Origin of the sequence: Rahnella sp. R3(2024), from assembly GCF_042920125.1 — a bacterium.
GTDB lineage: Bacteria > Pseudomonadota > Gammaproteobacteria > Enterobacterales > Enterobacteriaceae > Rahnella > Rahnella rivi.
Genome location: NZ_JBHGBU010000001.1, coordinates 2,317,640 through 2,344,190, shown reverse-complemented (window position 1 = coordinate 2,344,190; position 26,551 = coordinate 2,317,640). Strand labels below are relative to the sequence as shown.

Below are 26,551 nucleotides of genomic sequence, written 5' to 3'. Positions count from 1 at the left end.
CATCCTGAAAACAGACATAATTACTTTCGTCTTTATGGCCCCGCCGTATATCAGGTAGAGCCACGTATAATTAACGTAAATTCAAGATCGTGGTGAATGTTTTTCTTTCCCTCCAGTAACAGAGTGGCGGCAATCTCTCCTTTTTTAACCGGATCCTGCGCCACGGTAGTGAGCGCAATCTCATTATCTGACCGGGGAATATTATCGAAACCGGTAATAGCGATGTCTTGCGGAATACGTAACCCTGCTTTCCGGCAATACGTGATTGCGCCCAGCGCAAAACGATCCGACAGGCAAATTAATGCCGTTATCTTCGGGTTACTTTTTAGCAATGTCTCCGCGGCCATTTCTCCAGATTTTTCATGGTGGGCGGTTTCACAAAGAAAACATTTATCCAGATTAATATTCCGGCTCAGAAACTTATCCACACAGGATTTCACCCGGGTGATCATGACGTCATTATCCCCGGTTATCTCTTCACTTAAGGGATTAACGCCCTTGCGACCCTGCAATGAAGGGAAAGAAATAATCCCAAATTCGCGGTGGCCTTTTTCAAGCAGATGCTGGCAAACCTCCTGCATCGCCTTATAGTTATCAATGGAAACGCTGCTGTGCGGCGGAATTTTAAAATCGGTCGTCACTACAGGCAGATTCTTCGACAACGCCTTGGCGATAATGTGATCGTTATTGTGCGTGGCATTCAGAATATAACCATCCACCGCCGTATTGACCACACCGGCCAGCGCCCCCTGGCCGTTATGCAACGGAATCAATATGATACTGACCCCTTCCCGGTCGCATTTTGCGGCAATTCCCTGCATCAGCTGTACGTCATGGCTGTCCGTAAACACATAACTGAGTGTGTCATTAAAAATAATCCCTATGGCATCCGACCTGCCGGTGCGCAATGCGCGCCCGATATTGTCAGGTCCGTAAAAGTTAACAGAATGCGCATAATCTATTATTCTTTTTCTTAATGATTCTGATAACTTCCCTGGATGATTAAATGCATTAGATACCGTGGTGTGCGTGACACCTAATTCTTCGGCAATTGACTTCAATGTTATCTTGCGCAGTTTAAAAACTCCAAAACGCTTTTAATAATGGAACAGAGCCCGTCTTAATTCGACAATATATACTCACAGAAAAAATACTTTTGCAACGGACAATGACAATAAAGTTTAACGTTAAACAAAATCATTTATGTGACCGCTATAACGTTTATTCATTGAATGTCCATGCTAGCGTTTAAATAGAAATCCATCCATAAAATAATAATATGAATACTCTGCAAGTATAATTGTGGATTATTAATTACAACCTAATGGAAACAGGAAATAAATAATGAAAACAATGAAACTGGCTGCGTTTGCGGCTATGGCGTTATTGTTATCAGGTTGCGGGCCTGAAGAGAAAAATCAGCAGAGTATAAAAATGTGGGTTGCGCCCAATGTCACTCAGGAAGTGTATTGGGGAGAAATCGTCAAAGAATGGAACAGTAATCCGGCAAATAGAAAAGTGGAATTCACACCTATTCCCGCGGCGGGAAGTTCCGAAGAAGCGATTATGAATGCGCTGGCATCCGGTACTGAACCGGATATTTCCACCAATATATTTATCGGCTTCGCAAGACAGTTAACTGAACTTAAACAGCTCAATGATTATTCCAAAATGCCAGGGTTTCAGGCGCTCGTCGAAACCCGTCACATGGGCAATGCGATGGCTTCATGGAAGTTCGACGGGCAGCAAAACGTCATTCCAATTTATATCAGCCCGATAGTCTACTGGTGGAGAAGCGACCTTCTGGCTGACTATGGCTTCGATCACGTACCGGTCACTTATGACGAGATTTACACGCTGTCGGAAAGGATGACGCAGAGCCACAAAGGCTACAGCCTGCAAATCACCAGCGGCAAAAACTGGTGGGATCGCTGGTTCGATTTTGTCCCGTTGTATTACGCCGCCTCACAGGGCAGCCCTTACATCCAGAACAACAAAGCCACCTTTAATAACGATGCGGGCGTGCAGACCCTCACTTTCATCAACAAAATGTTCGCTAATAAATGGACCAGCTACGACTTCACCGCGTCTGACGACCCGCTGGCGGCAGGTACCGTGCTCGGCGCCGTGCGCGGACCATGGGATATCGATCGCTATCATAAACAATTCCCTGAGGTGCTAAAAACCATCCGTATCGGCCAGATGCCGACACTGACCGGAGACGCTGAGGCGGCCACCATGGCTGACAGCAAAGGGATGGTGATGTTCAGCACCTCGAAGGTCCAGCCCGATGCCTGGAAGTTTATTCAATGGGTTTACAGCAATCCGAAAAATGACCTGCGCTGGCTGGAGCTGACCGGGATGCCGCCGGCGCGTGAAGATCTGCAAAGTAACCCTGTCTTTAAAAGCTACTTGCAACAGCATGAGTTAGTGAACGCTATTGCCTCCTTCGTGCCGAAAGCGGTTCCTCCGGCACCGATCACGAAAACGGTCGAAGTCCAGCGGACAATGACCCAGATGATTGAAAAGTTAGTGTTTAAAAACAGCCCGATCACCGAGGTCATTCAGGCGTCCTCCCAAGAGATCGACAACACGCTGGGGCAGTAAAGCGATGATCAAAATGAAAGAGTCATCACTCGGAGGCCTTTTGGCCTCCGGTTACCTGGGATATTCGCTGGTATTCTGGTTTTATCCTTTTATCTGGCTGGCCGTGCTGAGTTTTACCGACTGGAAATTTATTGGCACACCGTCGTTCAACGGCGTAAAAAACATTATTGCCGTTATGCAGAACCCTTTATTCTGGACGTCAATTTTTAACGTCTTTAAATTTCTCCTTTATTATCTGCCGATAGTGTTTATCTCCTCATTATTATTCGCGTTCGGATTGCGGAAAATTAAATATGGTAAAGCTTTCGTCGCACTGAGTTTTTTACTGGCAAATGTCTCTTCCGGCGTGGCGTACTCTATTGTTTTTTCCAAACTGTTTAGCGAAACCGGTCCGGTTAATCATTTCCTGATGACGTGGTTTGGCATAAATGTGCCCTGGTTTACCCACCCCGACGTGGCAATGTTATCCATCGCGCTCATTGTGACCTGGAAGTTCGTGGGCTATTACGGCCTTATTTTTTACTCCGGGCTTATCACCATCCCGAAAGATATTTATGACGCCGCCGAGCTCGACCGTACGTCCGGGGCTGGCAAAATATGGCATATCACACTTCCTCTGATGAATGCGCAGATCGTGATGGTACTGGTGTTAGCCATTACCGTGGCATTCAGTATTTTCACCGAGCCTTATCTCATCACCGGCGGCGGTCCGCTGGAGAGCACCACCACGCCGATGGTGGTGATGTACGAAGCCGCATTCCGGCAGATGCAACCCAGCTGGGCGGCCACCATGTCCATCATTGTCGCCCTGTTCAGTTTCTCTCTGATCTGGGTCGTGCGCCGGTGTCTGGAAAAGAAAATCGAGATCGTATGATGAGGACAACCCTGTGGAAACGTTAAATACGGCACCTGCCTTAACGCATCGCGAAAAAATAAATATCCGTTCTGTGGTGATCCACCTGTTAATGTTTGCTCTGGCATTAACCTGGTTATATCCCTATTTATGGATGTTGATCGGTTCGTTTAAGAAGACATCTGACATTTATACCACGGCACTTTTTTCCGGCCATCTGTCTCTGGATAATTATGCCTTTCTTTTCGATGGTACAAATAAAGCGGAAAAACCATTTCTGCGCACTTTATTTAACTCTATATTCATCACGCTGACCATTACGGTCTGCGTCACATTAACCTCCTCTTTCATTGGTTATGCACTGGCAAAAATGGAATTCAGAGGACGGGATATTTTTAAAAACCTGCTGATTCTGCAAATGGTGTTTCCCGTATTCATGTTTATCATTCCCCACTTTGTATTAATCCGTCAGCTGGGCATGATTAATTCCTACGGCGCACTTATTTTGCCTTTCGTGATGAATGGCTGGGGGATATTTATGATATCCCAAAGTTTTAAAGGCACACCCAATGACTATATTCATGCCGCGAGATTAGATCACGCCGGCCTGATAAAAATTCTGCTCCACGTCATGCTGCCGCTCAACAAATCTATTCTGGCTATCGTCGCGATTTTTACGTTTACCAGCGCCTGGGACAATTTCCTCTGGCCGCTGATTGTCATGCAGGACGTCAACAAAATGCCGCTTTCCGTTCTGCTGGCGACATTCAGTAAATCGTATGGCATTTACGTCGGGCCGGTGCTGGCGGGGTCAGTGGTGCAAACCCTGCCGATCGTGGTGTTGTTTATTCTCTTCAGGAAGCATTTCCTGGAAGGGATGTCGCTTTCACTTAAATAGCAGGCATGAAGGATGAATAACCTGAAGACATGGCAGGACCGGGTATTTTATCAGGTGTATTTGCCGTCGTTTTGCGACGGCAATGCGGACGGATTGGGCGATTTTCAGGGGCTGATTTCAAAGCTCGATTATCTGGCGGATCTGGGCATCGGCGGCATCTGGGTTACGCCGTTCTATCCCTCTCCGCTGGTGGATAATGGCTACGACATCAGCGATCACTGCGCCGTTGACCCGCGCTTTGGCACACTGGCCCTGTTCGATGCGCTTATTTCCGCCTGCCATCAGCGTGATATTTTGCTGGTGATCGACGTGGTGATCAATCACGTCTCCGATCAGCATCCGTGGTTCCAGGCGGCGCTCAGTCACCCCGACAGTCCGTTTCGCGACTTCTTCTTCTTTCGTGAAAAAATCAATAACTGGACCTCGTTCTTCGGCGGTCCGGCCTGGACGCAGGAACCCGGCGGAACCACCAGTTACTACCATAAATTCTCGCCCCAGCAGGTTTGCCTGAACTGGTCGAATCCTGCCGTTGAGCATGAAATCAAAAAAATCTTCGATTTTTGGATCGCGCGCGGCGTCGATGGCTTCCGTTTTGACGTCATTAATTTTCTCACTACCGACGGCATCGGTGAAGACCATCCGCCCGCCGCACCGGGTGCAGAGTCGCCCCACGACAACGATATCAATCAGCCCGGCGTGCTGAATGTGGTGAGAAAACTCTGCCAGCACATCCGCGAACAGGGTGAGTTTTTACTGATTGGTGAAGTGGGCACTGACCTGTTACCGGTGATGGCCCCTTATCAGGGGCCAAAACTGCTGGACGTGGTATTCAATTTCAACCTTGGCAGCCAGAAACACTTCGACATCGCAGCGATCTTCGCCGAAATGAAAGCGATGGAAGCAACACTTTCCGGATTACCGACGCTCTTTTTCTCCAGCCACGATATGTCACGCATGATCAGCCGTTTTGGCGAATCACACCGCGATGTTTCGCGCGCCGTGGCCGTTTTCGCCCTGCAAATGACCGCCAGCGGCCTGCCTTTTATCTATCAGGGTGAAGAGATCGGCATGACCGATTTCATCCCGCAGAGCGTGCAGCAAATGCGGGACATTCAGGGCATCACGCAATATCAGGCCGCTATTTCACAGGGAATGGACGAGAAGCAAGCGCTCACTTACGCATTACCCTTCTGCCGCGATGCCTCCCGTTTGCCCGTTCCCTGGACGCCTGCGGATGCCGGTGAGGGACAAATTAACGTTCAAACTGAGAGTAAGCACTCACCATCAATTCTGAACACCTATAAGAAGCTGATTAAATTGAGAAATTCTCACCTCTCTCTTCAGCGTGGCCGCTATGAGTACCTCACACTTTTTAAACAATGCCTGATATTTCGCCGCTTTCTGGCCGGGGAATGTCTGGAAGTGATGATCAATTTTGGCGCGCCGGTGGCCAACGTAGGCTGCGGCGATGGCAACCCCGTCTTGTTCGGCACGGATGCACCGCTGCTGGAAAAAAACACTATTCTTATCAAGAAGGTAAACCATGAAAATGATCCGAAGTGATAAAAACCCGCTGTTAAATCCCGCCGATGTGGTGCCGTCTCAGCCCGGCTGGAAAGTGGATTGCGTGTTTAATGCAGGCGTCTGTGCGTATCAGGGGAAAACCCTGCTGCTGCTTCGCGTGGCGGAAAGCGTGATATCCACCGACGCCAACTGCCTGGAAGTGCCGCTGTTGCTGAATCAGCACAACGTCTGGCTGGCAGGCACCAAACGTTTTCACCGCGATGACCCGGCTTATGATTTCAGCGACCCAAGAATGATTGCGCTGAAGGCTGACCCTTCGGTGATCTGGCTGACCTCCATGTCGCATCTGCGTCTGGCGCGCAGTACGAACGGCGAAGATTTTGTGGTGGATGCTCAGCCATTTTTGACCGCCGATACGCAATACGAACAATTTGGCTGTGAAGACCCGCGCATTACGCTGATCGACGGCATTTTTTACATCAACTATTCGGCCATTTCGCCTTACGGCATTTCCACCGCGCTGGCCACCACCCCTGATTTTGTGACCGTGGAAAAACAGGGCGTGATTTTCTGCCCGGACAACCGTGATGTCTGTTTCTTCCCGGAAAAAATCAACGGCAAATATCAGGCGCTGACCCGCCCTTCGCCGAAACATTTCGGAAAGCCGGAGATCTGGATGTGTGAGTCTCCGGACATGCTGCACTGGGGCAATCACCGGCATTTACTGGGCAGCGCGTCCGGCGACTGGGATGCGCTGAAACTGGGCGGCGGCGCACCGCTTATCAAAACGGCGCGGGGCTGGTTACAGATTTACCACGGCGTGGACAAAGATCAGCGTTATTGCCTCGGCGCGATGCTGCTCGACCTGAATAATCCGTTCAACATCCTCGCCAAATCCTCCGTACCCCTCTTACAGCCGGAAGCCATTTACGAAAAAGAGGGATTTTTTGGCAACGTCGTTTTTACCTGCGGCGCGCTGCTGGAACGGGACGTGCTGAAAATCTACTACGGCGCTGCCGATGAATGTATTGCGCTGGCGACCCTGCCGCTCGATGCGTTATGGGCGCATCTCGGATTGACGCAGTGAACACGATTGACGCCTTATTGCGGCAATTTCATGACCTGAAATTGCCGCTGCCCGCCGGAGAAAAAATTCAATTTTCCGGTGTGGGTAACAACGATGTCTATAACCCGACCGCGCCGTTTCGCTGCGGCGACCTTATGGTCATTGCAGCACGCGTCGAACCAAGACACTCCGAATTATCGCAGATCCGTTTTTTCGAATTTGATGGCTTCCGTCAGTGCACATTACTGCCGGACGCGCCGGTCTTCGCTTTACAGGATCCGTTTTTCACCCGTATCAACGGGGAGTTTATCTTTGGCGGAGTCTGCGTTGAAGCCGATGAAGACACCGGTGAAATTCTGCGCTGGAAAACCCTGTTGTACCGTGGCGCGGATATCTATTCCCTGCGCCTGTTTTTCATCGGACCTGAGGGCATGAAAGACATCCGGCCGGTGGGTTTACCGGACGGAAAAGTGTTGCTGTTTACCCGCCCGCAGGGGGAAACCGGCGGGCGGGGCACCATCGGTTATACCCTGCTGGATTCGCCCGACGATCTGACCCTGCACAACGTGGCGCAGGCGAGGTTATTACACGGGCAGGTGAGTGCCGAAGAATGGTGTGGCGTGAATGCGGCTTACGTTCTTGAGGAGCATCGCGTCGGTGTGCTGGGCCATGTCGCCCGTTTTGATGCGCAAGGGCACCGGCACTATTACGCCTGTTCGTTTATTTTCAACAGCCAGACGCACCACTGTTCAGCCCTGAAAATCATCGCTGAACGCAGCCAGTTCAAACCCGGAGCAACCAAACGCGCCGATCTTGAAGACGTCATTTTTCCCGGCGGTCTGTGCTTCACAGCATCATCCGCGCCCCGCTTATATTGCGGTACCAGCGATTGTGAAGCGCAATGGACAGAGATTGATGACCCTTTCAGATGACAGGCATGCAGAGAAGTGCCCCGGACAGGGCATAAAGCCTTGTCCGGGGATAACGCGGATCAGATATCTTCAGACAAATACATTTTGCGCAGGTAATGCGGTACGGCGTCATCGGCGTTGGAACCGATGATTTCTGCGTCCGGCATGGCGGCTTTCAGACGTGGCAATGAACCGCTCATCAGGCAGCCTTTACCGGCCATTGTCAGCATTTCAAGGTCATTCAGACCATCACCAAAGGCGATGCAGTCTTTCAGCGTATAACCCATCAGTTTTGATACGTACTCCAGCGCGTGACCTTTCGAGACGCCGCCCGCCATCACTTCCAGGCAAACCGGCAGTGAGAAGCTGACGTTAACGCGGTCGCCCCAACGTGCGTTGATCGCCTCTTCGAGCGGCAGCAATTTCTCGTGATCTTCACAGGTGAAATACACTTTGCAGATGCCGTCAGTTTCCAGCAGGCCTGGTTCATAGAGCTTGTATTTGAACACTGATTCGCGGAAGAAATCGTCCTGGTCGGCGCGGTCGCGGTTCATGTACCAGTCGTCATTGCGATAGACGTTGGTCAGAATATCCGGGTTGTTGTGCATGATACCGAACAGATCTCTGGCGATATCTTCATCCAGATTGTGCGAAAAAATCAGATCGCCGTCGGTGTTATGCACGCGCGCACCGTTGGACGTGATCATGTATGCGCTGATGTCGAGATTATCGCGCATCTGCGCCACATCGATATGGTGACGCCCGGTGGCGAACACGAAGTGCACGTCGCGCCGGGTCAGCAATTTCAGCGTCTCTTTCGCGAACGGGCTCAGGGTATGGTCAGGTGATAGCAGTGTGCCATCTAAATCGGAAGCAACAACATGGTACATAGCGTAGGTTCTAACCTCTGATGGAGTTGTGCGCGGCGAACCGCGGATTAATGCTGTCGCGCAAAAAAGCGCATGATAGCGTCCAGCGCCTGTGCCCGAAGGTCGTCCCGCTCGAACAGGATCTCATGGCGCGCGCCTTCAATGACCAGCGGTTTGTCCCCTTCACAAGGGTGACCCGCCACGGCCATGGCCTGACAAAAAGCAAGGTGCGACCGGTTATCGACCACGCGGTCTTCGCTTGCCTGCAATAAAAGGACCGGTGTGGTGATTTTTTCCGCTTCTTTCAGGATATGCATCCCGGCGTCAATGCCTTCACGCACCCAGTGATAGGTCGGCCCGCCGACCTGCAGTTCCGGATAATCCGCGTAATACCGCAGATTACGACGATAACGCTCGCGGCTGTGGGTCAGGCGATTCACCACAAACGGCAGCGGACGCCAGTGGCCGGTACCGAGCGCATAGCCGTCGCGGCGCACCGGACGGTTTTCCGCCCAGTTGAGGATCCGGCGGGATATCCAGCCCGGCATCGGCAAATAGATGCCGGTCATCGGTGCAAGCAGTGCCGCCGCGTCAAAACTTTGCGGGTTTTTCGCCAGATAAAGCGCCAGGATCGCGCCGCCCATGGAGTGTGCCAGTGCGAACTTTTTCGCATACTGACGTGGGGCAATCTCCCGCTGATAAAAGCGTTCGAAATCTTCAACGTAATCGTCAAAGTGCTGAACGTGGCCGCAATGCGGATCGTCCAGCATGCGGCCGGAACGCCCCTGCCCGCGATGATCCACAATCATCACATCGTAACCACAGTGGAATAAATCGTAGGCGACTTCCGGGTATTTTACGTAACTTTCGATACGCCCCGGTGACACCATAATGACTTTATCATGATCGGGAGAGCAGAACCGGACGTAGCGGATCGGGACATCGTCAACGCCGTTAAACTCACCTTCCTCACGCTGCCGCCAGAAATCGAGCAACGGCCCGGTAGCAAAGGCGGAAAACTCCTTTTCACGTGTTAACCACCTTGCGTAATTCGCAGACATTCAGTTGATCCAAAATTGTTAGGCAGAGAGGAGAAAAGTGTTATTTGTGAGCTATAGCGCAAAGACAGACAATGGCGTATTGTGCCACAAAACAACATAAAACGTATTCAGGGAGTCTCGCAATGACACTGGACTGGTGGTTAACCTACCTGCTCACTACTTCTATCTTAAGTCTTTCGCCGGGTTCCGGTGCCATCAATACAATGAGCACGGGCATCAGCCATGGCTATCGTGGCGCCGTGGCGTCAATCGCCGGTTTACAGCTGGGATTATCGATCCACATCGTGCTGGTCGGTGTCGGGCTGGGCGCGCTGATCTCATCCTCGCTGCTGGCCTTTGAGTTTCTCAAATGGTTTGGTGCGGCCTACTTAATCTGGCTCGGCATCTGCCAGTGGCGCTCTGCCGGGGCGATTGACCTGAACGCCCTCGCCAGCAGCATGCCGCGCCGCCGTTTATTCAAACGCGCCATTCTGGTGAACCTCACCAACCCCAAAAGCATAGTGTTTCTTGCCGCATTATTCCCACAGTTTATCATTCCTCACCAGCCGCAGGCTGCGCAATACGTGGTACTCGGCGTCACTACGGTCGTGGTCGATATCATTGTGATGATTGGTTACGCCACGCTGGCAACGCGTATTGCCGGTTGGGTTAAAGCGCCGAAACAAATGCAGTTGCTGAACCGCATTTTCGGCTCGCTGTTTATGCTGGTGGGAGTTTTGCTGGCGAGTGCCCGCAAGGTGTAAGTGTTAAGAATACAAAAAGGGTCCGGTGGTAAGCCGGACCCTTTTTTATGTGCAGAATCGCTGATTAACGGTTCACGATAAGCGCAATACCAAAGCCTGCAAATACCACGCCTGCCACGCCATCAATCCATTTCGCTAAACGCTGATACCCGCGACGCATCGCTGGCAAGGCAAACACCAGCGCGACGAGAGTAAACCAGGCCAGTGTCTCGGCGATGATCAGGATAAACAGACCCCAGCGCTCGCCGCCTGTCACGCTGTCGCCGACAAACATAGAGAATACGCTGCCGAAGTAGATAACGGCTTTCGGGTTGGAAAGATTGGTCAGCAGGCCGCGCATAAAGGTGCGTCCGTTTGCTGGCAACGCCACGGCGGTTTCAACCACTTCCGTTTCGCCCGCCTGTTTTTTAGAGCGTGCTGATTTCAGCAACTGCCAGCCCATCCAGCACAGGTACAGGCCACCGCCGACGGTGATAATCTGGTGCAGCCAGGCCATTTTTTGCAGGATCAGATGCAGACCCATCAGCGCCACTGCCGCCCATACCGCAACGCCGAGCGTAATCCCAATGACACCCATCATGGCTTCTTTACGCGAGCGGCTGGCTGCCGTTTGCGAAACAAAGAAAAAGTCCGGGCCCGGACTCGCCAGCGCGATCATGTGCATCATCGCAACCATCAGGAACAGCATCAGCATGATTTACTCTCTTTATGATGTGTGGGGAATTCTTGACTGTCAGTCGTCGCCGTTATCAATGTGATCGCGGATCATCGCCATAAATGGCCGCCCGAACTTCTCCAGCTTACGCTGGCCGACGCCGGTGATGTCCAGCAAATCGCTCGGGCTTATCGGCAGATGTTCAGCCATTTCCAGCAGCGTGGTGTCGTTAAACACCACGTATGGCGGCACATTATTGTCGTCGGCCAGTGACTTACGCAGCTTGCGCAATTTGGCAAACAGCTTGTGATCGTAATTACCGCCGTACGTTTTCTGGCGGGACGGACTTTTAATTTTCAGCGTCTGAATACGCGGTACCGCCAGCTGTAACGGGATCTCTCCACGCAAAACCGGACGTGCAGCTTCTGTCAGTTGCAAGGCCGAGTGCATGGCGATATTTTGCATAATCAGCCCGAGGTGGATCAGCTGACGCACCACGCTGGTCCAGTGTTCGTTGCTGTGTTCTTTACCGATGCCGTACACCGTCAGTTTGTCGTGGCCGTATTCGCGGATACGCTGGTTATTGGCGCCACGCAGCACTTCTACCACATAACCCAAACCAAAGCGTTGCCCGACGCGCGCCACGACTGACAGCGCTTTCTGCGCATCCAGCAGGCCGTCATAGCGTTTCGGCGGATCGAGGCACACGTCGCAGTTTCCGCAGGCGTTTTGTTTGCCTTCGCCAAAGTAATTCAGCAGCACCAGACGGCGGCAGGTTTGCGCTTCGGCAAATGCGTTCATCGCATTCAGCTTGTGGCGTTCAACGTCCTGCTGCGCACCCGGTGGTTTCTCTTCCAGGCAGCGACGCAACCAGGCCATATCCGCCGGATCGTAAAGCAGTACCGCTTCCGCCGGCAGGCCATCACGCCCGGCACGGCCAGTTTCCTGATAGTAAGACTCGATGGTGCGCGGAATATCAAAGTGCACCACAAAACGCACGTTGGGCTTGTTGATGCCCATCCCGAACGCCACGGTAGCGACCACGATTTGCAAATCATCGCGCTGAAAACCTTCCTGCACCCGGGCACGGGTATCGTTATCCAGCCCGGCATGGTACGCGCCGACGCTCAGGCCACGGCTTTGCAGACGCGCCGCCGTGTCTTCCACTTTGGCGCGGCTGTTGCAGTAAATAATGCCGCTTTTGCCGCGCTGGTCTTGCACGAAGCGGATCAGCTGATCGAGCGGTTTAAATTTCTCCACCAGCGTGTAACGGATATTCGGGCGGTCAAAACTGCTGACCTGAATCAGCGGATCGTTAAGCTCGAGCAGACGGACAATGTCGTTGCGCGTAGCTTCATCCGCGGTCGCGGTCAGCGCGATCACCGGTAACTGCGGATAACGCAGTTTCAGCTGGCCGAGCGCACGGTATTCCGGGCGGAAATCGTGGCCCCATTGGGAGATACAGTGGGCTTCATCCACGGCAAGCATCGCCGGATTCCACTGTTGCAGCTGTTCGAGGAAATCACCCAGCATCAGACGTTCCGGCGCGATATACAGCATTTTGATGCGGCCGGTACGGCAGCCCGCCATCACTTCCTGTTGCTGCTCGCGGGTTTGCGTCGAGTTGAGGCAACCGGCTTCCACACCCGCCGCCATCAACTGATCGACCTGATCTTTCATCAGCGAGATGAGCGGTGAAACCACCAGCGTCAGGCCGTCCATCACCAGCGCAGGGATTTGATAGCACAGCGACTTACCGCCGCCGGTCGGCATGACAACCAGACAATCCCGGCCAGAAATGGCGGTATTGATGATCGTTTGCTGACCCGGTCTGAATTGCTGATAGCCGAAGGTATCGCGTAATACCTGATGAGCCAGCTCTTCTTTATTTATCACTGCCGCCGTAGACACTCAATTCCCCAACTGTTCAAACCACCCGGCTAAGCCCTAAAGCCGCCGGGGCTGTACTGCAATGACATAATATACCCGAAAGGCGGCAAGCGAGGGCATCCCGCTGCGCCTGCCGGAGTCAGTGCTCCGGGGCCGGGCGCCGCCAACGCACCTGCAACCTGAAGTAAGACGGGTATTTTTACATCATATCGTTAAGCATGATACCCACACCGACGCGAGTCTGCTTGTGGTTGTAGTCAATTAATGACTCACCGTAGCCGCTGAACACTTGCGTGTAGAAGCGTACGTGCTTGGAAATCGGATAGCTCCAGCCCGTGGTTGCGCCGCCGTAGCCGGTGTTCCAGTTGTAACGGCTTTCCACGCTAAAGACGCTGTCGCCCCAGGCGTAGCCTACTTTCAGACGGTAATAACCCATGTATTTGGTGATGTCGCGGTTATCGTCGTTTTCATCGCTTTCAGGAATGCGGTACCAGGGCTTGAGATCCACCTGCCAGTTACCGTTCTGCGCCATAAAGCGGGCATACACGCGGTTCCAGCTGCGGGACGTCGGGTCTGAGCGACCGTTTGACTGGTGGCTGACACCGTACTCGGCTTCACGCAGCGTCCAGCCCAGGAAATCGTAGTCCGTCGCCCACGCCAGGAAAAGCTGTGGTTCGTAATTGGTTTCACGGAAAGGCGAAGACTGGCCGCTGTTCGACAGCTGCCAGAACGATTTCTGCGTGTAGGACGCGCCAAGCACCGAGTTGTCACCGGCAATACCGCGCCACAGCGGGAAGGCCAGGCTCAGCTGGAATGCCACTTCGTCATGACGGGCTTTATCCGCCCAGTCATAAGACTCAATGGCTTTCTTATTGATATTGCTGGTGTCGGTGTAAAGCAGGTAGTTCGACTCATAAGGGTAAAGCGTAAAAGGGTTATCGTGATCCTGCAACATGCTGGCGACGATGCTGCCACGCACGGCGGGCTTATCATGCACTTCTTGTACCGTTGCTTCTTCTGCATGTCCCAGTAATGGCAACGCCAACATGGTGGCCCCGACAGCCCAAATTTTACGCATTTGTCCTCACCCTTTAGTGTTAAATAATGTTGTTAGTCTTTGTGGTTTAAAATAGCCGGCTGCCGGCCGGTATTCAGAAACTGAGAAAGCAGAGCATTTTACACACATATACATTCCGACAAGAGTATTGAATAGATTTATCGCGCGCGAGGTAGAATTCCCCGTCTCCGGCACTTAAGATCAACATTCCATTAACTCTTTGCGCGACTATAGCGCTCTTGTCGTTTGGATCAGGAAACCTTTCATGTCTGCGTCATCCCTAAGCCACGAAGCTGCTCTGCAACTGATTGGTAATATTTTCGTTTATGACATGCCTTTTAACCGCGAACTCGGTCTGGAACTTAAACGTCTCGACTGCGATTACGCGGAGCTGAAATTTGCCAATCAGACCAAACTGGTCGGCAACGCTGCGCAAAAAATCTTACACGGTGGCGTTATCGCGGCCGTGCTGGACGTCGCGGCCGGGCTGGTGTGTGTGACCAGCTCGCTCATCCGGCGCGATAAACCCGATCATCCTCTGCTTGAGGCTGAAATGCGCCAGCGGTTAGCAAAAATGGGCACCGTCGATTTACGCGTCGATTATCTTCGCCCCGGCCGTGGCGACTTCTTCATCGCTTCTGCCAGCCTGATCCGCGCCGGAAATAAAATCTCTGTGGCCCGCGTCGATCTGCACAACGACAGCGGCATTCATATCGCGACCACCACCGCGACCTACATGGTCGGCTAAAATCTGCTTAACACGTTGCTGAAAAAGAAATCTGGCAGCGTAAATCAGGTACACTCGCGATCCGTTAATCTCTTTCTTTTCAGGTACCCACATGGATGCACAACGTACCCGGCAAGGCGTTATTTTTGCCTTTATCGCCTATTTGATTTGGGGGATCGCACCGGCGTATTTCAAGCTGATCAAAGAAGTGCCCGCCGATGAAATTCTTACCCATCGGGTGATCTGGTCCTTCTTCTTTATGTTAGTGCTGCTGTCCGTCAGCCGCAGCTGGGGCGATGTCCGGCGGGTGCTGGCCCAACCCAAAAAAGTCGGCATGCTGCTCGTCACCGCGCTGTTTATCGGGGCGAACTGGCTGATTTTTATCTGGGCGATCAATAACAATCACATCCTCGAAGCCAGCCTCGGTTACTTTATCAGCCCGCTGGTGAATGTCGTGCTGGGCATGCTGTTTTTGCGCGAAAGGTTCCGAAGTTTGCAATGGCTCGCCGTAGTTCTGGCGTTCGCCGGTGTGCTGATCCAGGTCTGGATGTTTGGCTCAGTGCCGATTATCGGGCTGGGACTGTCGCTCACCTTCGCCTTTTACGGGCTGCTGCGTAAGAAAATCGGCGTGGATTCCCAGACCGGTATGCTGATCGAAACGCTTTGGCTGCTGCCGCTGGCGGGCATTTATCTGTTCTTTATCGCCCACAGCCCGACCAGTAATCTGTCGGCTAATCCGTGGTCACTGGATTTACTGCTGATGGCTGCCGGGATTATCACCACTATCCCTCTGCTGTTCTTCACGGCGGCGGCGGCGCGTCTGAAGTTGTCGACGCTGGGCTTTTTCCAGTATCTCGGCCCGACCCTGATGTTCCTGCTGGCGGTGGTGTTCTACGGCGAAACCGTAAATACCTCGCAGCTCATCACCTTCGGCTTTATCTGGGTGGGGCTGCTGTGCTTTATCACTGACGCGCTCTATACGCAGGGCCGCCTGCGCCGGGGCGTGACGGCAAAAGCCTGACCGATCAAAAAAGCCCCTCTCCGTTTTTGCGGTGAGGGGCTTTTTTATTGGCTAATTAACAGAACGTTACAGCCAGTTTTTGCGCTTGAAATACAGGTAAGGCGCCAGACCCGCGAGGATCATCAACCCGATCGCCCCCGGATAGCCGAATGCCCATTTCAGCTCAGGCATGAATTCGAAGTTCATCCCGTAGCTGGATGCCACCAAGGTTGGCGGCAGGAAAACGACCGATACCACCGAGAAAATCTTGATGATGCGGTTCTGCTCGATGTTGATAAAGCCCATCGCCGCCTGCATCAGGAAGTTCACTTTCTGGAACAGGGATTCGTTATGTGGCAGCAGGGATTCGATATCGCGCAACACTTCACGCGCCTGCTCCAGCTGGCCTGCCGGTAAACGCGCTTTCCGCACCAGGAAATTCAGGGCGCGCTGGGTATCCATCAGACACAAACGGACTTTCCAGCCGATATCTTCCAGCTCTGCCAGCGTGGAGAGCGCGGCGTCATACTCATCGCCCTGATGCCCTTCCATGATCACGCGGCTGAGTTTTTCCAGATCGCTGTAGATGTTTTCGATTTCATCCGCCAGCTGTTCGATTTTGGTTTCGAACAAATCCAGCAGCAGTTCGTAGGCGTTGCCGTCGACCAGCGTCTGGTTGCGGGCACGCATACGGTAAAGACGAAATGCCGGTAATTCGCGCTCACGCAGGGTATACAGGCGGCCTTCGCGCACGGTGAATGCGACGGTGCTGTTACCGGCGTGGTCTTCGGCATCTTCATAATAAAAGAAGGAGTGAATGTGCAGGCCGTCTTCATCTTCGAAGAAACGCGCCGAGGCTTCGATGTCATCCAGCTCGGGACGTGTTGCCAGGCTTTGCCCTAATTCATGTTGAACGCGTTCGCGCTCTTGCTCATCAGGCTCGACTAAATCTACCCACAATGAGGTTTTGAGATCGTCTGCCTCGTCCAGCTCTAAACGGGATAAGCGGCTGTTTTCTAATTTAAAAGCACTCAGCATGTGCCCGTTCTCCCAAGAATTACAGAAAGTGGACAACGCGTTGAAGCACAGAAAATCACGGGGCGAAAAGAGTCACCGGCGTAATTCAGACCAAATTCAGATCTGACTCACAGCGACAGAACGGGGGTCGCTGACAACCACTAAGGCCATCAGCAAAGAGGAGGGCCTTAGAAGTGGTACCTAATGAACAGGTTATTGAGCCAGTATCTACTGGGTGTGTCCAAGGCGAAGTTCCTCATTGATAATAGTGCGCGCATGTTACGCCGGGAATAAAAAGACTGTCAACCGCCAACAAATCTAATCTGGCAACATTTCGGCATAAAAATCTTGCTCAGATGATAACCTTTACTGACTTATGTCTGACCGGTTTTTTGGCTACACTCAGAGGCCTGATCCCTCCTCCTTTCCAGAAGCCAACAATGATTAAGCAGATTTCCCAAGACACACTGTGCGACCTGATCACCCAGGCTGCGCATTCTCCCCGCCTGCGTCAGAATCTGAACATTCATCCTGCACCGGAAGATGACGTACAGCGCCTGGCGATTGCGATGGAGCCGGGCACTTACGTGCGCATTCACCGTCATCCGCATACCTGGGAAATGCTGACCGCGCTGCGCGGGCGTTTTCTGGTGCTGATTTACGATAACAGCGGCAAAGTCACCGAACGTCTGTGGCTCGGCGCAGAAACCCGTCTGCTGGAAATCCCGGCCAATACCTGGCACAGCGTATTATCCCTCGACGAAGGCGGCGTGATTTTTGAAGTGAAACGCGGCGCGTATCAACCCGTTCAGGAACAGGACTGTCTGCCAGGCACCCCGCCGGAAGGCGAAGAAGGCGTAAAAGACACGCTGAAATGGTATGCGACAGCGGAAGTGGGTGAGGTTTTTAGCCTTTAGTTCTTTGCTCTTCCCCCTGCCAAGGGGGAAGAGTTAAAAATCAAACGGCTTCGAGGCGAGCATAAGCGGCGACCAGCCACTTAATTCCTTCCCCCGGGAATGCGACTTGCAGACGGCTGTGTTCGCCGCTGCCTTCCATATTGACGATGGTGCCTTCACCGAATTTAGGATGCACCACGCGCTGGCCGAGTTTGAAACCGGTGTCGCTGACGCTGGTCGGCGTGCCGACGCTGCGGTTGCTCATCGGCCGCGAGACGTTAGCCCGCATTCGTACTTCCTCTACGCAGTCCTCAGGCAGTTCACCGACAAAACGTGAAGGACGGTGCGACACTTCCTTGCCGTACAAACGTCGGGTTTCGGCGTAGGTCAGGGTCAGTTTTTGCATGGCGCGGGTTACGCCCACATAGGCCAGACGGCGTTCTTCTTCCAGACGGCCACTTTCTTCCAGCGACATCTGGCTCGGGAACATGCCCTCTTCCATACCGACGATAAAGACCTGCGGGAACTCCAGCCCTTTGGCTGAGTGCAGCGTCATCAGTTGTGCAGCATCCTGATTTGCATCGGCCTGACCTTCGCCCGCTTCCAGCGCGGCATGAGACAGGAACGCCTGCAACGGCATCAGATCTTCGTCTTCATCCTGATAGCTGAACTGACGCGTTGCCGTCACCAGTTCCTCTAAGTTTTCGATACGTGCCTGGCCTTTCTCGCCCTTTTCCTGCTCATACATGATGAACAGGCCGGAATCTTTGATCACCCGGTCAGTCTGCACGTGCAGCGGCATATCGGCGGTTTCATGTGCCAGCGCATCCACCAGTTCGGTAAAGCGTTGCAGCGAAGAGGCTGCACGGCCCGCCAGGGCTTTGTCCTGCAACAAGGCACGCGTTGCCTGCCACATCGTCAGCTGACGGTCACGCGCGGTATGCCGCACCACGTCAAGCGTCCGGTCGCCAATGCCGCGCGTCGGGGTATTCACCACGCGTTCAAAGGCGGCATCGTCATTGCGGTTCGCCATCAGGCGCAAATAGGCCAGTGCGTCTTTGATTTCCTGACGATCGAAGAATCGCTGACCGCCGTAAATGCGGTACGGCATCGCCATCTGCAATAACGCTTCTTCCAGCACGCGCGACTGGGCGTTGCTGCGGTAAAGAATGGCGCAATCTTTCAGCGCGCCGCCGTTGTCCTGCCAGGTTTTGATGCGGTTAACCACAAAGCGCGATTCATCCAGTTCATTGAACGCGCAATAGAGGGAAATCGGCTCGCCCTCGCCGTCTTCGGTCCACAGGTTTTTGCCCATACGGCCGCTGTTGTTTTCAATCAGCGAGTTGGCGGCTTTCAGAATGGTGCTGGTGGAGCGGTAATTCTGCTCCAGACGGATGGTTTCCGCATTCGGGAAATCTTTCAGGAAGCGCTGAATATTTTCGACCTGCGCACCGCGCCAGCCGTAGATCGACTGGTCATCGTCGCCGACAATCATCACATTATTGTTGTCGCCTGCCAGCAGGCGGATCCACGCGTACTGAATGCTGTTGGTGTCCTGGAACTCGTCCACCATCAGGTTGGTAAAGCGTTCGCGGTAATGTTGCAGGATATGCGGCTTGTTCAGCCAAAGCTCATGGGCGCGCAATAACAGCTCGGCGAAATCCACCAGCCCGGCGCGGTCGCAGGCTTCCTGATAGGCCTGATAAATCCGCAACCAGGTCGCTTCAATCGGGTTGTTATAGGTTTCGACGTGCTGCGGGCGCAGACCTTCATCTTTTTTACCGTTGATGTACCACATGGCCTGACGCGGCGGCCATTGTTTATCGTCGATGTTCAGCGCTTTAATCAGACGTTTAATCAGACGCATCTGGTCGTCGCTGTCGAGGATCTGGAAATCCTGCGGCAGTTTGGCATCCAGATGATGTGCACGCAGTAAACGGTGTGCAAGCCCGTGGAAAGTACCGATCCACATGCCGCCCTGACTGGTGCCGATCAGTTGATCGATACGGTGGCGCATTTCCGCCGCCGCTTTGTTGGTAAAGGTGACGGCCATTATCGAATACGGCGAGCAATTCTCCACCGACAGCAGCCACGCAATACGGTGAACCAGTACGCGGGTTTTGCCACTGCCTGCCCCGGCCAGCACCAACAGATTGCTGCGCGGCGCGGCCACGGCTTCACGTTGTTTTTCATTGAGGCTGTCGAGCAGGTCAGAAACGTCCATAGGCACCGTTTGTCAGAATGAGAAAAGCACTCACGCGATCAATGCCGCCGTGAACGCTTTTCTACTGTGAATTTATACAGAGTATTTAATGAAGGGATTATAGCAATGCTGTCAGCGATGCCAACTGCGAAATCTCAATATGCGGTAACAGACGGGCATCGCGGATGTGCATCAGGTTGCCTTCACGCAGATTTATCCAGCACGCCTGCATCCCGCAGGCCACGGAACCCGCCACGTCGGTGGTGAGATCGTCTCCCACATGCAGAATATTTTCCAGCGGGATATCGAGTTTCATCGACGCCTTTTTATACATGTCGGCGTAAGGTTTTGCCCGGCCATGATCGCCCGCGCGCAAGGTGAACTGGAAATACTGCGCCAGACCACAGGCGTGCGGATCGGCATTGCCGTTGGTGATCGCCACTAAAGGCCAGCGTTCGGCCAGCGCCGCCAGTGCGTCGTGGTTTTCGCCGGGAACATAAATCCGGCTGCGCCACTTCGCGAAGGTTTCCATCGCCACTTTAGTGCCATGCTTCGCATCGTCATCACTCAGACCTGCACGGGTCATGGCCAGATGCACCGCCTGACGTCGCCATTCGGTCACGTCGTGATAAATCTCTGCGTCCTGCGCCAGTAATTCTGTACGCATCTGACGGATCGCATCCGGCGACATGTCTGCCAGCGCGGGGTGAAAGCCCTGAATAGACTTCAGGGTTTCAGTATCGGTACGGCGGATAACGTCGTAGTTGTCATACAGCGTATCGTCTAAATCGAAAGTGATCGCTTCAATGCGTTTCAGCGGCCGATAGAACTTCATCAGGTTTTGCCTCGTTTTGCGCGGGGATGGGCGGCATCGTATACCGTCGCCAAATGTTGAAAGTCGAGGTGGGTATAGATCTGGGTCGTGGACAGATTCGCGTGACCCAGCAATTCCTGCACGGCACGCAGATCGCCACTCGATTCCAGAACGTGCGTCGCAAAGGAGTGCCGCAATTTGTGCGGATTAATGTGGCTGTTCACACCCTGTTTGACGCCCCACTCAGCAAAGCGTTTCTGGACGTTTCGCGCTGAAATGCGGTTGCCTTTACTGGATAAAAACATCGCGTCGTCCTGCGGACCAAACAGCGGGCGGCGCGCCAGCCAGTGTTCAAGCCAGGTGACCGCGGTACGGCCAATCGGCACTTTACGCTCTTTGCTGCCTTTCCCCAGCACGCGGACTTCACCGGATGCCATATCGACGTGTTTGCAGTCGATGCCGACCAGTTCCGATAAGCGGATCCCGGCGCCGTACATCACTTCGAGCATTGCGCGGTCGCGGACGGAAAGCGGATCGTCGAGATTGATTTCCAGCAGCTTATTCACTTCATCGACGTCGAGATTTTTTGGCAGATGCTTGGGGGACCGCGGCGTTGAGATGCCTTTCGCGGGATTGGCGCTCAGAACGCCCTGACGTACCAGCCAGTCCAGAAGACTGCGCAGCGAAGACATCCGCAGCGCCAGACTCGCCGGGCCTAACCCTGCGCGTTTGCTGCGCGCCAGCAGCATGCGGACTTTGGGCGCGTCAAGCTGTTGCCAGTCGGAAACCCCGATTTCAGCGGCCATCGCGATCAGCGCATCTAACTGACGGCTGTAATTGGTGGAGGTCAGCGGACTGAGCTGACGCTCGACGTGCAGATAACGCAGAAACGCCTCGACTGCGGGATACAGAGGCGATTCGGTATGATTCATACCCGTTCGATCCAGCGTTCCAGTAAACCGGGCAACATTTTTGCCAGCTGGTCGAGCAACACGGTGCCCATGCCAGGCTGATAATGTTGCGGGTCGCGGCTGCTGAAAATCAGCACGCCCAGTTCACCCTGTTCGCCCATCAGCGATAACGCGACTGAACCGACCGCTTTTGCTTGCGGTAAAAGCAGCAGTAATTCCGGGCCGTTCAGGCTGCCGAGATAATGCGGCGTTTCACCCAGCCGCTGAATGCGCATGGATTCGAACGCGCTGCGGCTGACGGCCAGATGAGTAAAGTCAGACGGCGCGCCAATGCGCCAGCTCTCGCCGAACAGGCGCACGTTAGCCCCCGCCAGGCCGAGCGTACGTGCCCAGCGTTGCAGGCGGTTCAGCATGTCCTGCAAACCGCTGGCGGCGGCGAGCGTGGCCTGGAGTTCGATCATTCGCCCGAAAAGGGATTCATTGATCGAGGCCTGCTCCATCAGCAGCGTAATCTCTTCTTCAAGCTGAGCAATCTGATGACGCTGACGCCCGAGTTGCCACTCCACCAGCGAAGTGCTGCCTTTCACCGGATGCGGTACGTGCATTTGCTCGACGCTGCGCGCATTGCGAATAAAGAAATCCGGGTTTTGCAGCAGATACTGCATCACGCTGTCGTCGTCGAGTGCTATCACCGGGTCAATCTGGTCATCAAGATTGTTCATAGATGAATAAATCCGTCGTAAACATGAGTGGCAGGTCCGGTCATATACAGCGGATGACCCGGCCCTTGCCAGCGAATATCGAGGCTGCCTCCCGGCAGTTCCACCTGTACTTCCTCTGCAAGTAAACCTTGCTGAATGCCGATAGCGACCGCAGCACAGGCACCGCTTCCGCACGCCTGTGTTTCGCCTGCACCACGCTCGTACACGCGCAGTTTCAAGCTTTCCGGGCTGATTATCTGCATGAATCCTACGTTCACGCGCTCCGGGAAACGCTCATGGCTTTCAAGTATTGGCCCGAGCAGCTCCACTTCCGCTGTCAGTACGTCTTCAACCTGCAATACGCAGTGCGGGTTACCCATCGAGACAACACCGCAAAATACTGTGCGCTCTTCAGCCCGCAGAATATAGGTCTTTTCCGGTTTCGCCGCGCGGAAAGGCACCTGCTGCGGTTCGAAAACAGGCTCGCCCATGTTCACCTGCACGGTTTCATCTTCGGTGACGGTCAGCGTCATGCGGCCGGTCTGTGTACTGACACGGATATCACGTTTGTTGGTCAAACCTTTGATACGGACAAAGCGGGCGAAACAACGCGCGCCATTGCCGCACTGCGCAACTTCGCTGCCGTCAGCGTTGAAGATGCGGTAATGAAAATCTAGTTCAGGATCGTAAGGTGGCTCTACCACCAGCAGCTGGTCAAAACCTACGCCACGATGGCGATCGGACAAACGGCGGATCAACTCAGGGGAGAAATAGACATTTTGAGTCACGGCGTCAACAACCATAAAGTCGTTGCCCAGACCGTGCATTTTGGAGAACTGCATAACTGACTCCGTTTACCGCTGGTCAAATCCAGTCGCGATGATCCCTTCATAATGTGGACCCGGCAGAAAACTGCCGGAACCTTAGCCCGCAGGCTGATTAATCTCTGGAATTCGTCGAGAGGTTTTCTGGTGATACACCTTTTTGCTGCGAGGAACCGTCGTTGCTGGTTCCCGGAACCTGACTGGTTTTCTGCGTAGAAGATTTATCCGCAGGCGGGAAATACAACGGCCCTTTCAGTCCGCAACCGGAGAGAGAAAATAATATCGTCGCGGCCAGAGACCAGCGTAAAGCGTTTTTCATTTTATGAATGCCCGTAATTCATGCGACCAAGGCCTCTATAATCGCAGGTGGATCATGAAAAGCAACAGGAATCGATAAAACCCGCAGGCACACTTTCAGGATTTAAAGAGAAGGAAAGCCAGAGAATCTGCCGCGTGCAGGCGGTACAGAACACTTTTCTAATGCAGCTGGAATTGCTGTTTCAGCCGCGAAGGTTCGATCTCGCTCTCGGGCGGGGGAGCGCAGACTGCGGATAACGCATTGCTGCGAAAAGGGATCACCTGAATACGATCGTCGAGCGACACAATCTGGTAGAACTGCGGCAAGTTGAAGTTAATAAAGCTGGAGCCGTAAGTGAAACGATCATGGGAGGACGAATAGAAACGGCTGACGTCGCGCACCAAATCTTCTTTGCTGCCTTCGCAATGGTGATAAACCTCGACGCGGTTCGACTCATCGAGAATATAGATGTTAAAGCCGATATCGTCTGAGCTGTCTTCAAAGAAGAACTGAATGATCCCTTCACTGGCATAGCCGTCAATCACCGCCGGCAGGTGTGCCTGATCGGTCTGTAACTTCACGGATAAACCGTGCAGCTTGTTGTTTGAGATCGCACCGTAAAATTCAATCGCATTTTCCAGCTTCTGCACCGACACGCTCAGGCGCTCGAAGAACAGACCCCAGGTTTGCCCGGCAACGCGCACGGCTTTGAACCGGCCCGGTTCGAGGCGTTTGCTCGACAGACGCAGCTCGATGCACTCGGTGACCAGTTGCTGAATACGCGTGCGGATAAGACCGCGCAGATGCTGGCTGTAGCAGAACACTTCCACTGACTCCGGCGGCGCGGCGTCCTGATGCATTTTGCCCAGAATGGTTTTCAGCGCTTCGAGTACCGCCTGCTCGCCGCTGAAATGCAGTGTTCGCACTTCATTCCACGAGTTGCGATAAAGCAGATCAATGCTGCCCACCATGCATTCCTGATTCTGCCCAAAGCTGAAGACATCTAGCTTACGGAAATCAAAATGCACAACCTGATTACGGAAGGCGGCAGTCGGATCATGCTCAAGGTTGACGATAATCGCCAGATGCCGGATTTCACACGGGCTGTACAACGCTTTTGGCGTCGGTGCCGCTAAACGCAGCGGGAAGTTGTGTGAAACATCGGCCACCAGCTCGCGCAATTTGGCGATATCACACAGGCCACCACTTTTTATGTGCAGCCGCGTGGTGGAGGTCAGCAGGCCGTTGAAATAGGCCCATGCCACCAGTTTATTCAGGTAACGGTTATATTCCAGCGGCTGATGACTGACGATCGATTCCATCGACGGCGACTGATTATACAGATACCAGCCGGTGCGGTTGGCGCGGCCAATCGGCACGTGAATAAAGGTTAAATCGTTCTCTGACAGGTCGGGCGAAATCTGCGGGTTAACCAGCGTGACTTTTCCCGGCAGCGCTTCGAAGGCGGCGTACAACTTACGGGTCAGCACGCCAATATCCTGCGGGCTGGCACTGACGCTTAAATTGTTGCGGCGGGCAAAGCGGATCAGATTGCGATAACTTTGCATCATCGCATCGAGCAATTCGTTATGAGCTTCGCGCACCCGTTCGATTTTCCAGTTCGCCCGGTTATCCAGAATCGCCAGACGCTCTTCGTCCCAACCCCATTCCGCCACCAGTTGGCTGAGAATTTCACGACGCCAGCCCACCGACGCACGGGCGCGGGAGAGTTTTTCGCAGACTTTTAAATAGAAACAGCGGCGGACTAAATCAAGGCGGGTCGTATCTTCAATCTGGGTCAGGTAACGGGTCACGCGGTCGAGCATCATACAATAGGAATCAAGCCCGAAGCAGACGATTTCCCCCTGATGCAGACGCTGTTTGATGTCCATTGCCAGTAATTGCGTTTGAGGATACTCCCAGGAATAGGCTTCCAGCAGCAGGGTTTTCAGCACGGCTTTGTAGGGCGAATCGATGCTTTTATACAGCTGCCACAGGCTGGCGCCGAAATACTCTTCCGCCGACAGGGTACTGAGCCCGCCAAGATCGAGCCATTCATTTGGCGTCAGCGCACCCTGCGCGTAAAGCGAAAGCACGTATTCATCGTAATGCGCTTCTTCTTCACCCGGCACCATATTCCACAGAATACGCTTACCGCCCATCCGCACCGCGGTACGGTAGAATTCATCAAGCAATAAGATGTACTGAGTGGAACCGCAATCCTCACCGCCCAGACTGCCACTTTCATTGTGGCGGAAACGGTTTTCGTCGATCAGGAAGAAGCTGACTTCCACACCCAGCGAGGCGGCCCATTTTTCCAACAGGCTGCATTTTTGCTGTAAGCGGTTGCGTTCTTCATTATCAAGCCAGGACTGATGGCAGACCCAGATATCCAGATCGGAACTCTGACTTTGCCCAATAGATGAGGTGCTGCCCATCGAATAGACACCGGTGATCGGCAATTCGCCTTTCGCCAGTGGCTCAAGCGCGCTGCCCCATTTGTCTTCGAGGTCAGTCAGATAGGTTTTTTGAGAGTCATCAGGCGTGAAAAGGCAGATACCATGCGGAACCTTACCTTCAAGGTATCCCGGTATCAGAGGGTGATGATGATGTAGAAAGACGGGAAGCAACGTGTAGACCTGTTGAAACGCAGGACCCATTGCCGCCAGTGCACGATCGACTCGTAACTGGTTGATCGCATCCAATCTTTGCTTCAGTGTCTCGATGTAGAGGTACAAGACGTTTCGCCTGATTATTCAGTGTCTGGAAAGAACCCCGTTCCAAATCCGTCATTTATCGTGATGCTTATGCTTTGAACAACCGCGATTGTGCAAATAGTTGACGAATTATTGCTGGAAACGTGATCAATTTAACACCTTGCTGATTGACCGTAAAGAAAGTAACGCACCACAATTACTCTTCCGCTTCTCTCGATTTTACCGTTTGCCGTCAAACAGAACAAATCTCCTTTACGACCGTTACCCTTCTTTTACGAATGGCTTCTTACGCTGACAGCTTTCTATTGT

Annotated in this window: 24 protein-coding genes; 10 read left to right on the top strand and 14 right to left on the bottom strand. The window is 53.3% G+C overall.

The genetic code is table 11. The features are described from left to right. Positions 1–50: 50 nt before the first annotated feature. Complete coding sequence (locus tag ABSH60_RS10645; protein ID WP_390975734.1) at positions 51–1,067, bottom strand: substrate-binding domain-containing protein; 1,017 nt, start codon at positions 1,065–1,067, stop codon at positions 51–53. 277 nt (positions 1,068–1,344) lie between these two features. Here ABSH60_RS10645 and ABSH60_RS10640 point away from each other — a divergent pair, with 277 nt between their 5' ends. From ABSH60_RS10640 to ABSH60_RS10615, 6 genes are all read left to right on the top strand, one after another. Then, positions 1,345–2,607 carry an extracellular solute-binding protein gene (locus ABSH60_RS10640; RefSeq protein WP_390973865.1) on the top strand — a complete coding sequence of 421 codons (1,263 nt, stop codon included), beginning with the start codon at positions 1,345–1,347 and terminating at the stop codon, positions 2,605–2,607. 4 nt (positions 2,608–2,611) lie between these two features. Continuing rightward, on the top strand, positions 2,612–3,481 hold the full coding sequence (locus ABSH60_RS10635) for a carbohydrate ABC transporter permease (RefSeq protein ID WP_122096523.1): 870 nt from the start codon (positions 2,612–2,614) through the stop codon (positions 3,479–3,481). 91 nt (positions 3,482–3,572) lie between these two features. Continuing rightward, positions 3,573–4,358, top strand: a complete 786-nt coding sequence (locus ABSH60_RS10630; RefSeq protein ID WP_390975732.1) for an ABC transporter permease subunit — start codon at positions 3,573–3,575, stop codon at positions 4,356–4,358. A gap of 12 nt (positions 4,359–4,370) precedes the next feature. Then, positions 4,371–5,921 (top strand): alpha-amylase family glycosyl hydrolase, encoded by a 1,551-nt coding sequence (locus tag ABSH60_RS10625; protein ID WP_390973863.1) that lies wholly within the window; start codon positions 4,371–4,373, stop codon positions 5,919–5,921. After that, the gene (locus tag ABSH60_RS10620; protein WP_390975730.1) at positions 5,908–6,969 is read left to right on the top strand and encodes a glycoside hydrolase family 130 protein; all 1,062 of its coding nucleotides are present in this window, start codon (positions 5,908–5,910) and stop codon (positions 6,967–6,969) included. The genes ABSH60_RS10625 and ABSH60_RS10620 overlap by 14 nt, the downstream gene beginning before the upstream one ends. After that, positions 6,966–7,880, top strand: coding sequence for a DUF1861 family protein (locus ABSH60_RS10615; protein WP_390973861.1), 915 nt, complete (start codon positions 6,966–6,968; stop codon positions 7,878–7,880). The genes ABSH60_RS10620 and ABSH60_RS10615 overlap by 4 nt, the downstream gene beginning before the upstream one ends. A gap of 59 nt (positions 7,881–7,939) precedes the next feature. Here ABSH60_RS10615 and yigL read toward each other — a convergent pair whose 3' ends face one another. Both yigL and pldB read right to left on the bottom strand, forming a co-directional pair. After that, positions 7,940–8,749 (bottom strand): sugar/pyridoxal phosphate phosphatase YigL, encoded by an 810-nt coding sequence (yigL, locus tag ABSH60_RS10610; RefSeq protein ID WP_122096520.1) that lies wholly within the window; start codon positions 8,747–8,749, stop codon positions 7,940–7,942. Between the two features lie 47 nt (positions 8,750–8,796). Further along, complete coding sequence (pldB, locus tag ABSH60_RS10605) at positions 8,797–9,789, bottom strand: lysophospholipase L2 (protein ID WP_056772234.1); 993 nt, start codon at positions 9,787–9,789, stop codon at positions 8,797–8,799. Between the two features lie 122 nt (positions 9,790–9,911). Here pldB and rhtB point away from each other — a divergent pair, with 122 nt between their 5' ends. Next, positions 9,912–10,532 (top strand): homoserine/homoserine lactone efflux protein, encoded by a 621-nt coding sequence (gene rhtB / locus ABSH60_RS10600; RefSeq protein ID WP_056772238.1) that lies wholly within the window; start codon positions 9,912–9,914, stop codon positions 10,530–10,532. 64 nt (positions 10,533–10,596) lie between these two features. On the opposite strand, the gene rhtC is transcribed toward rhtB, so the two are convergent. The 3 genes from rhtC to pldA all read right to left on the bottom strand — a co-directional run bounded on the left by rhtC (position 10,597) and on the right by pldA (position 14,155). Then, positions 10,597–11,226, bottom strand: coding sequence for a threonine export protein RhtC (gene rhtC / locus ABSH60_RS10595; RefSeq protein ID WP_056772241.1), 630 nt, complete (start codon positions 11,224–11,226; stop codon positions 10,597–10,599). 39 nt (positions 11,227–11,265) lie between these two features. Beyond that, complete coding sequence (gene recQ, locus ABSH60_RS10590) at positions 11,266–13,098, bottom strand: ATP-dependent DNA helicase RecQ (protein ID WP_056772243.1); 1,833 nt, start codon at positions 13,096–13,098, stop codon at positions 11,266–11,268. A gap of 178 nt (positions 13,099–13,276) precedes the next feature. After that, positions 13,277–14,155: a phospholipase A gene (pldA, locus tag ABSH60_RS10585; RefSeq protein ID WP_122096518.1), complete on the bottom strand. Its 879-nt coding sequence runs from the start codon at positions 14,153–14,155 to the stop codon at positions 13,277–13,279. Between the two features lie 244 nt (positions 14,156–14,399). On the opposite strand from pldA, the gene ABSH60_RS10580 reads away from it, so the two are divergent. Together ABSH60_RS10580 and rarD are read left to right on the top strand one after the other, a co-directional pair. After that, positions 14,400–14,882: a thioesterase family protein gene (locus ABSH60_RS10580; protein WP_056772249.1), complete on the top strand. Its 483-nt coding sequence runs from the start codon at positions 14,400–14,402 to the stop codon at positions 14,880–14,882. A gap of 91 nt (positions 14,883–14,973) precedes the next feature. After that, a complete protein-coding gene (gene rarD / locus ABSH60_RS10575) occupies positions 14,974–15,882 on the top strand; it encodes an EamA family transporter RarD (protein WP_056772252.1) in 909 nt (302 codons plus the stop codon). 66 nt (positions 15,883–15,948) lie between these two features. Here the strand turns inward: rarD and corA are convergent, their stop codons facing one another. Next, positions 15,949–16,899 carry a magnesium/cobalt transporter CorA gene (gene corA / locus ABSH60_RS10570; protein ID WP_056772255.1) on the bottom strand — a complete coding sequence of 317 codons (951 nt, stop codon included), beginning with the start codon at positions 16,897–16,899 and terminating at the stop codon, positions 15,949–15,951. A gap of 419 nt (positions 16,900–17,318) precedes the next feature. Here corA and ABSH60_RS10565 point away from each other — a divergent pair, with 419 nt between their 5' ends. Further along, complete coding sequence (locus ABSH60_RS10565; protein ID WP_056772260.1) at positions 17,319–17,795, top strand: WbuC family cupin fold metalloprotein; 477 nt, start codon at positions 17,319–17,321, stop codon at positions 17,793–17,795. Positions 17,796–17,835: 40 nt separating this feature from the next. On the opposite strand, the gene uvrD is transcribed toward ABSH60_RS10565, so the two are convergent. The 7 genes from uvrD to ABSH60_RS10530 all read right to left on the bottom strand — a co-directional run bounded on the left by uvrD (position 17,836) and on the right by ABSH60_RS10530 (position 26,263). Further along, a complete protein-coding gene (gene uvrD, locus ABSH60_RS10560) occupies positions 17,836–19,998 on the bottom strand; it encodes a DNA helicase II (RefSeq protein ID WP_056772262.1) in 2,163 nt (720 codons plus the stop codon). 97 nt (positions 19,999–20,095) lie between these two features. Continuing rightward, positions 20,096–20,812, bottom strand: a complete 717-nt coding sequence (gene yigB / locus ABSH60_RS10555) for a 5-amino-6-(5-phospho-D-ribitylamino)uracil phosphatase YigB (protein ID WP_056772265.1) — start codon at positions 20,810–20,812, stop codon at positions 20,096–20,098. Further along, positions 20,812–21,723 (bottom strand): tyrosine recombinase XerC, encoded by a 912-nt coding sequence (gene xerC / locus ABSH60_RS10550; RefSeq protein WP_136374663.1) that lies wholly within the window; start codon positions 21,721–21,723, stop codon positions 20,812–20,814. Before xerC ends, yigB begins: the two co-directional genes overlap by 1 nt. Then, a complete protein-coding gene (locus ABSH60_RS10545) occupies positions 21,720–22,424 on the bottom strand; it encodes a DUF484 domain-containing protein (protein ID WP_056772269.1) in 705 nt (234 codons plus the stop codon). Before ABSH60_RS10545 ends, xerC begins: the two co-directional genes overlap by 4 nt. Next, positions 22,421–23,245 (bottom strand): diaminopimelate epimerase, encoded by an 825-nt coding sequence (gene dapF, locus ABSH60_RS10540; protein ID WP_390973854.1) that lies wholly within the window; start codon positions 23,243–23,245, stop codon positions 22,421–22,423. The genes ABSH60_RS10545 and dapF overlap by 4 nt, the downstream gene beginning before the upstream one ends. Before the next feature lie 97 nt (positions 23,246–23,342). Beyond that, positions 23,343–23,546, bottom strand: coding sequence for a lipoprotein (locus tag ABSH60_RS10535; protein WP_072158057.1), 204 nt, complete (start codon positions 23,544–23,546; stop codon positions 23,343–23,345). A gap of 158 nt (positions 23,547–23,704) precedes the next feature. Beyond that, a complete protein-coding gene (locus ABSH60_RS10530) occupies positions 23,705–26,263 on the bottom strand; it encodes a class I adenylate cyclase (protein ID WP_056772276.1) in 2,559 nt (852 codons plus the stop codon). Between the last annotated feature and the right edge of the window lie 288 nt (positions 26,264–26,551).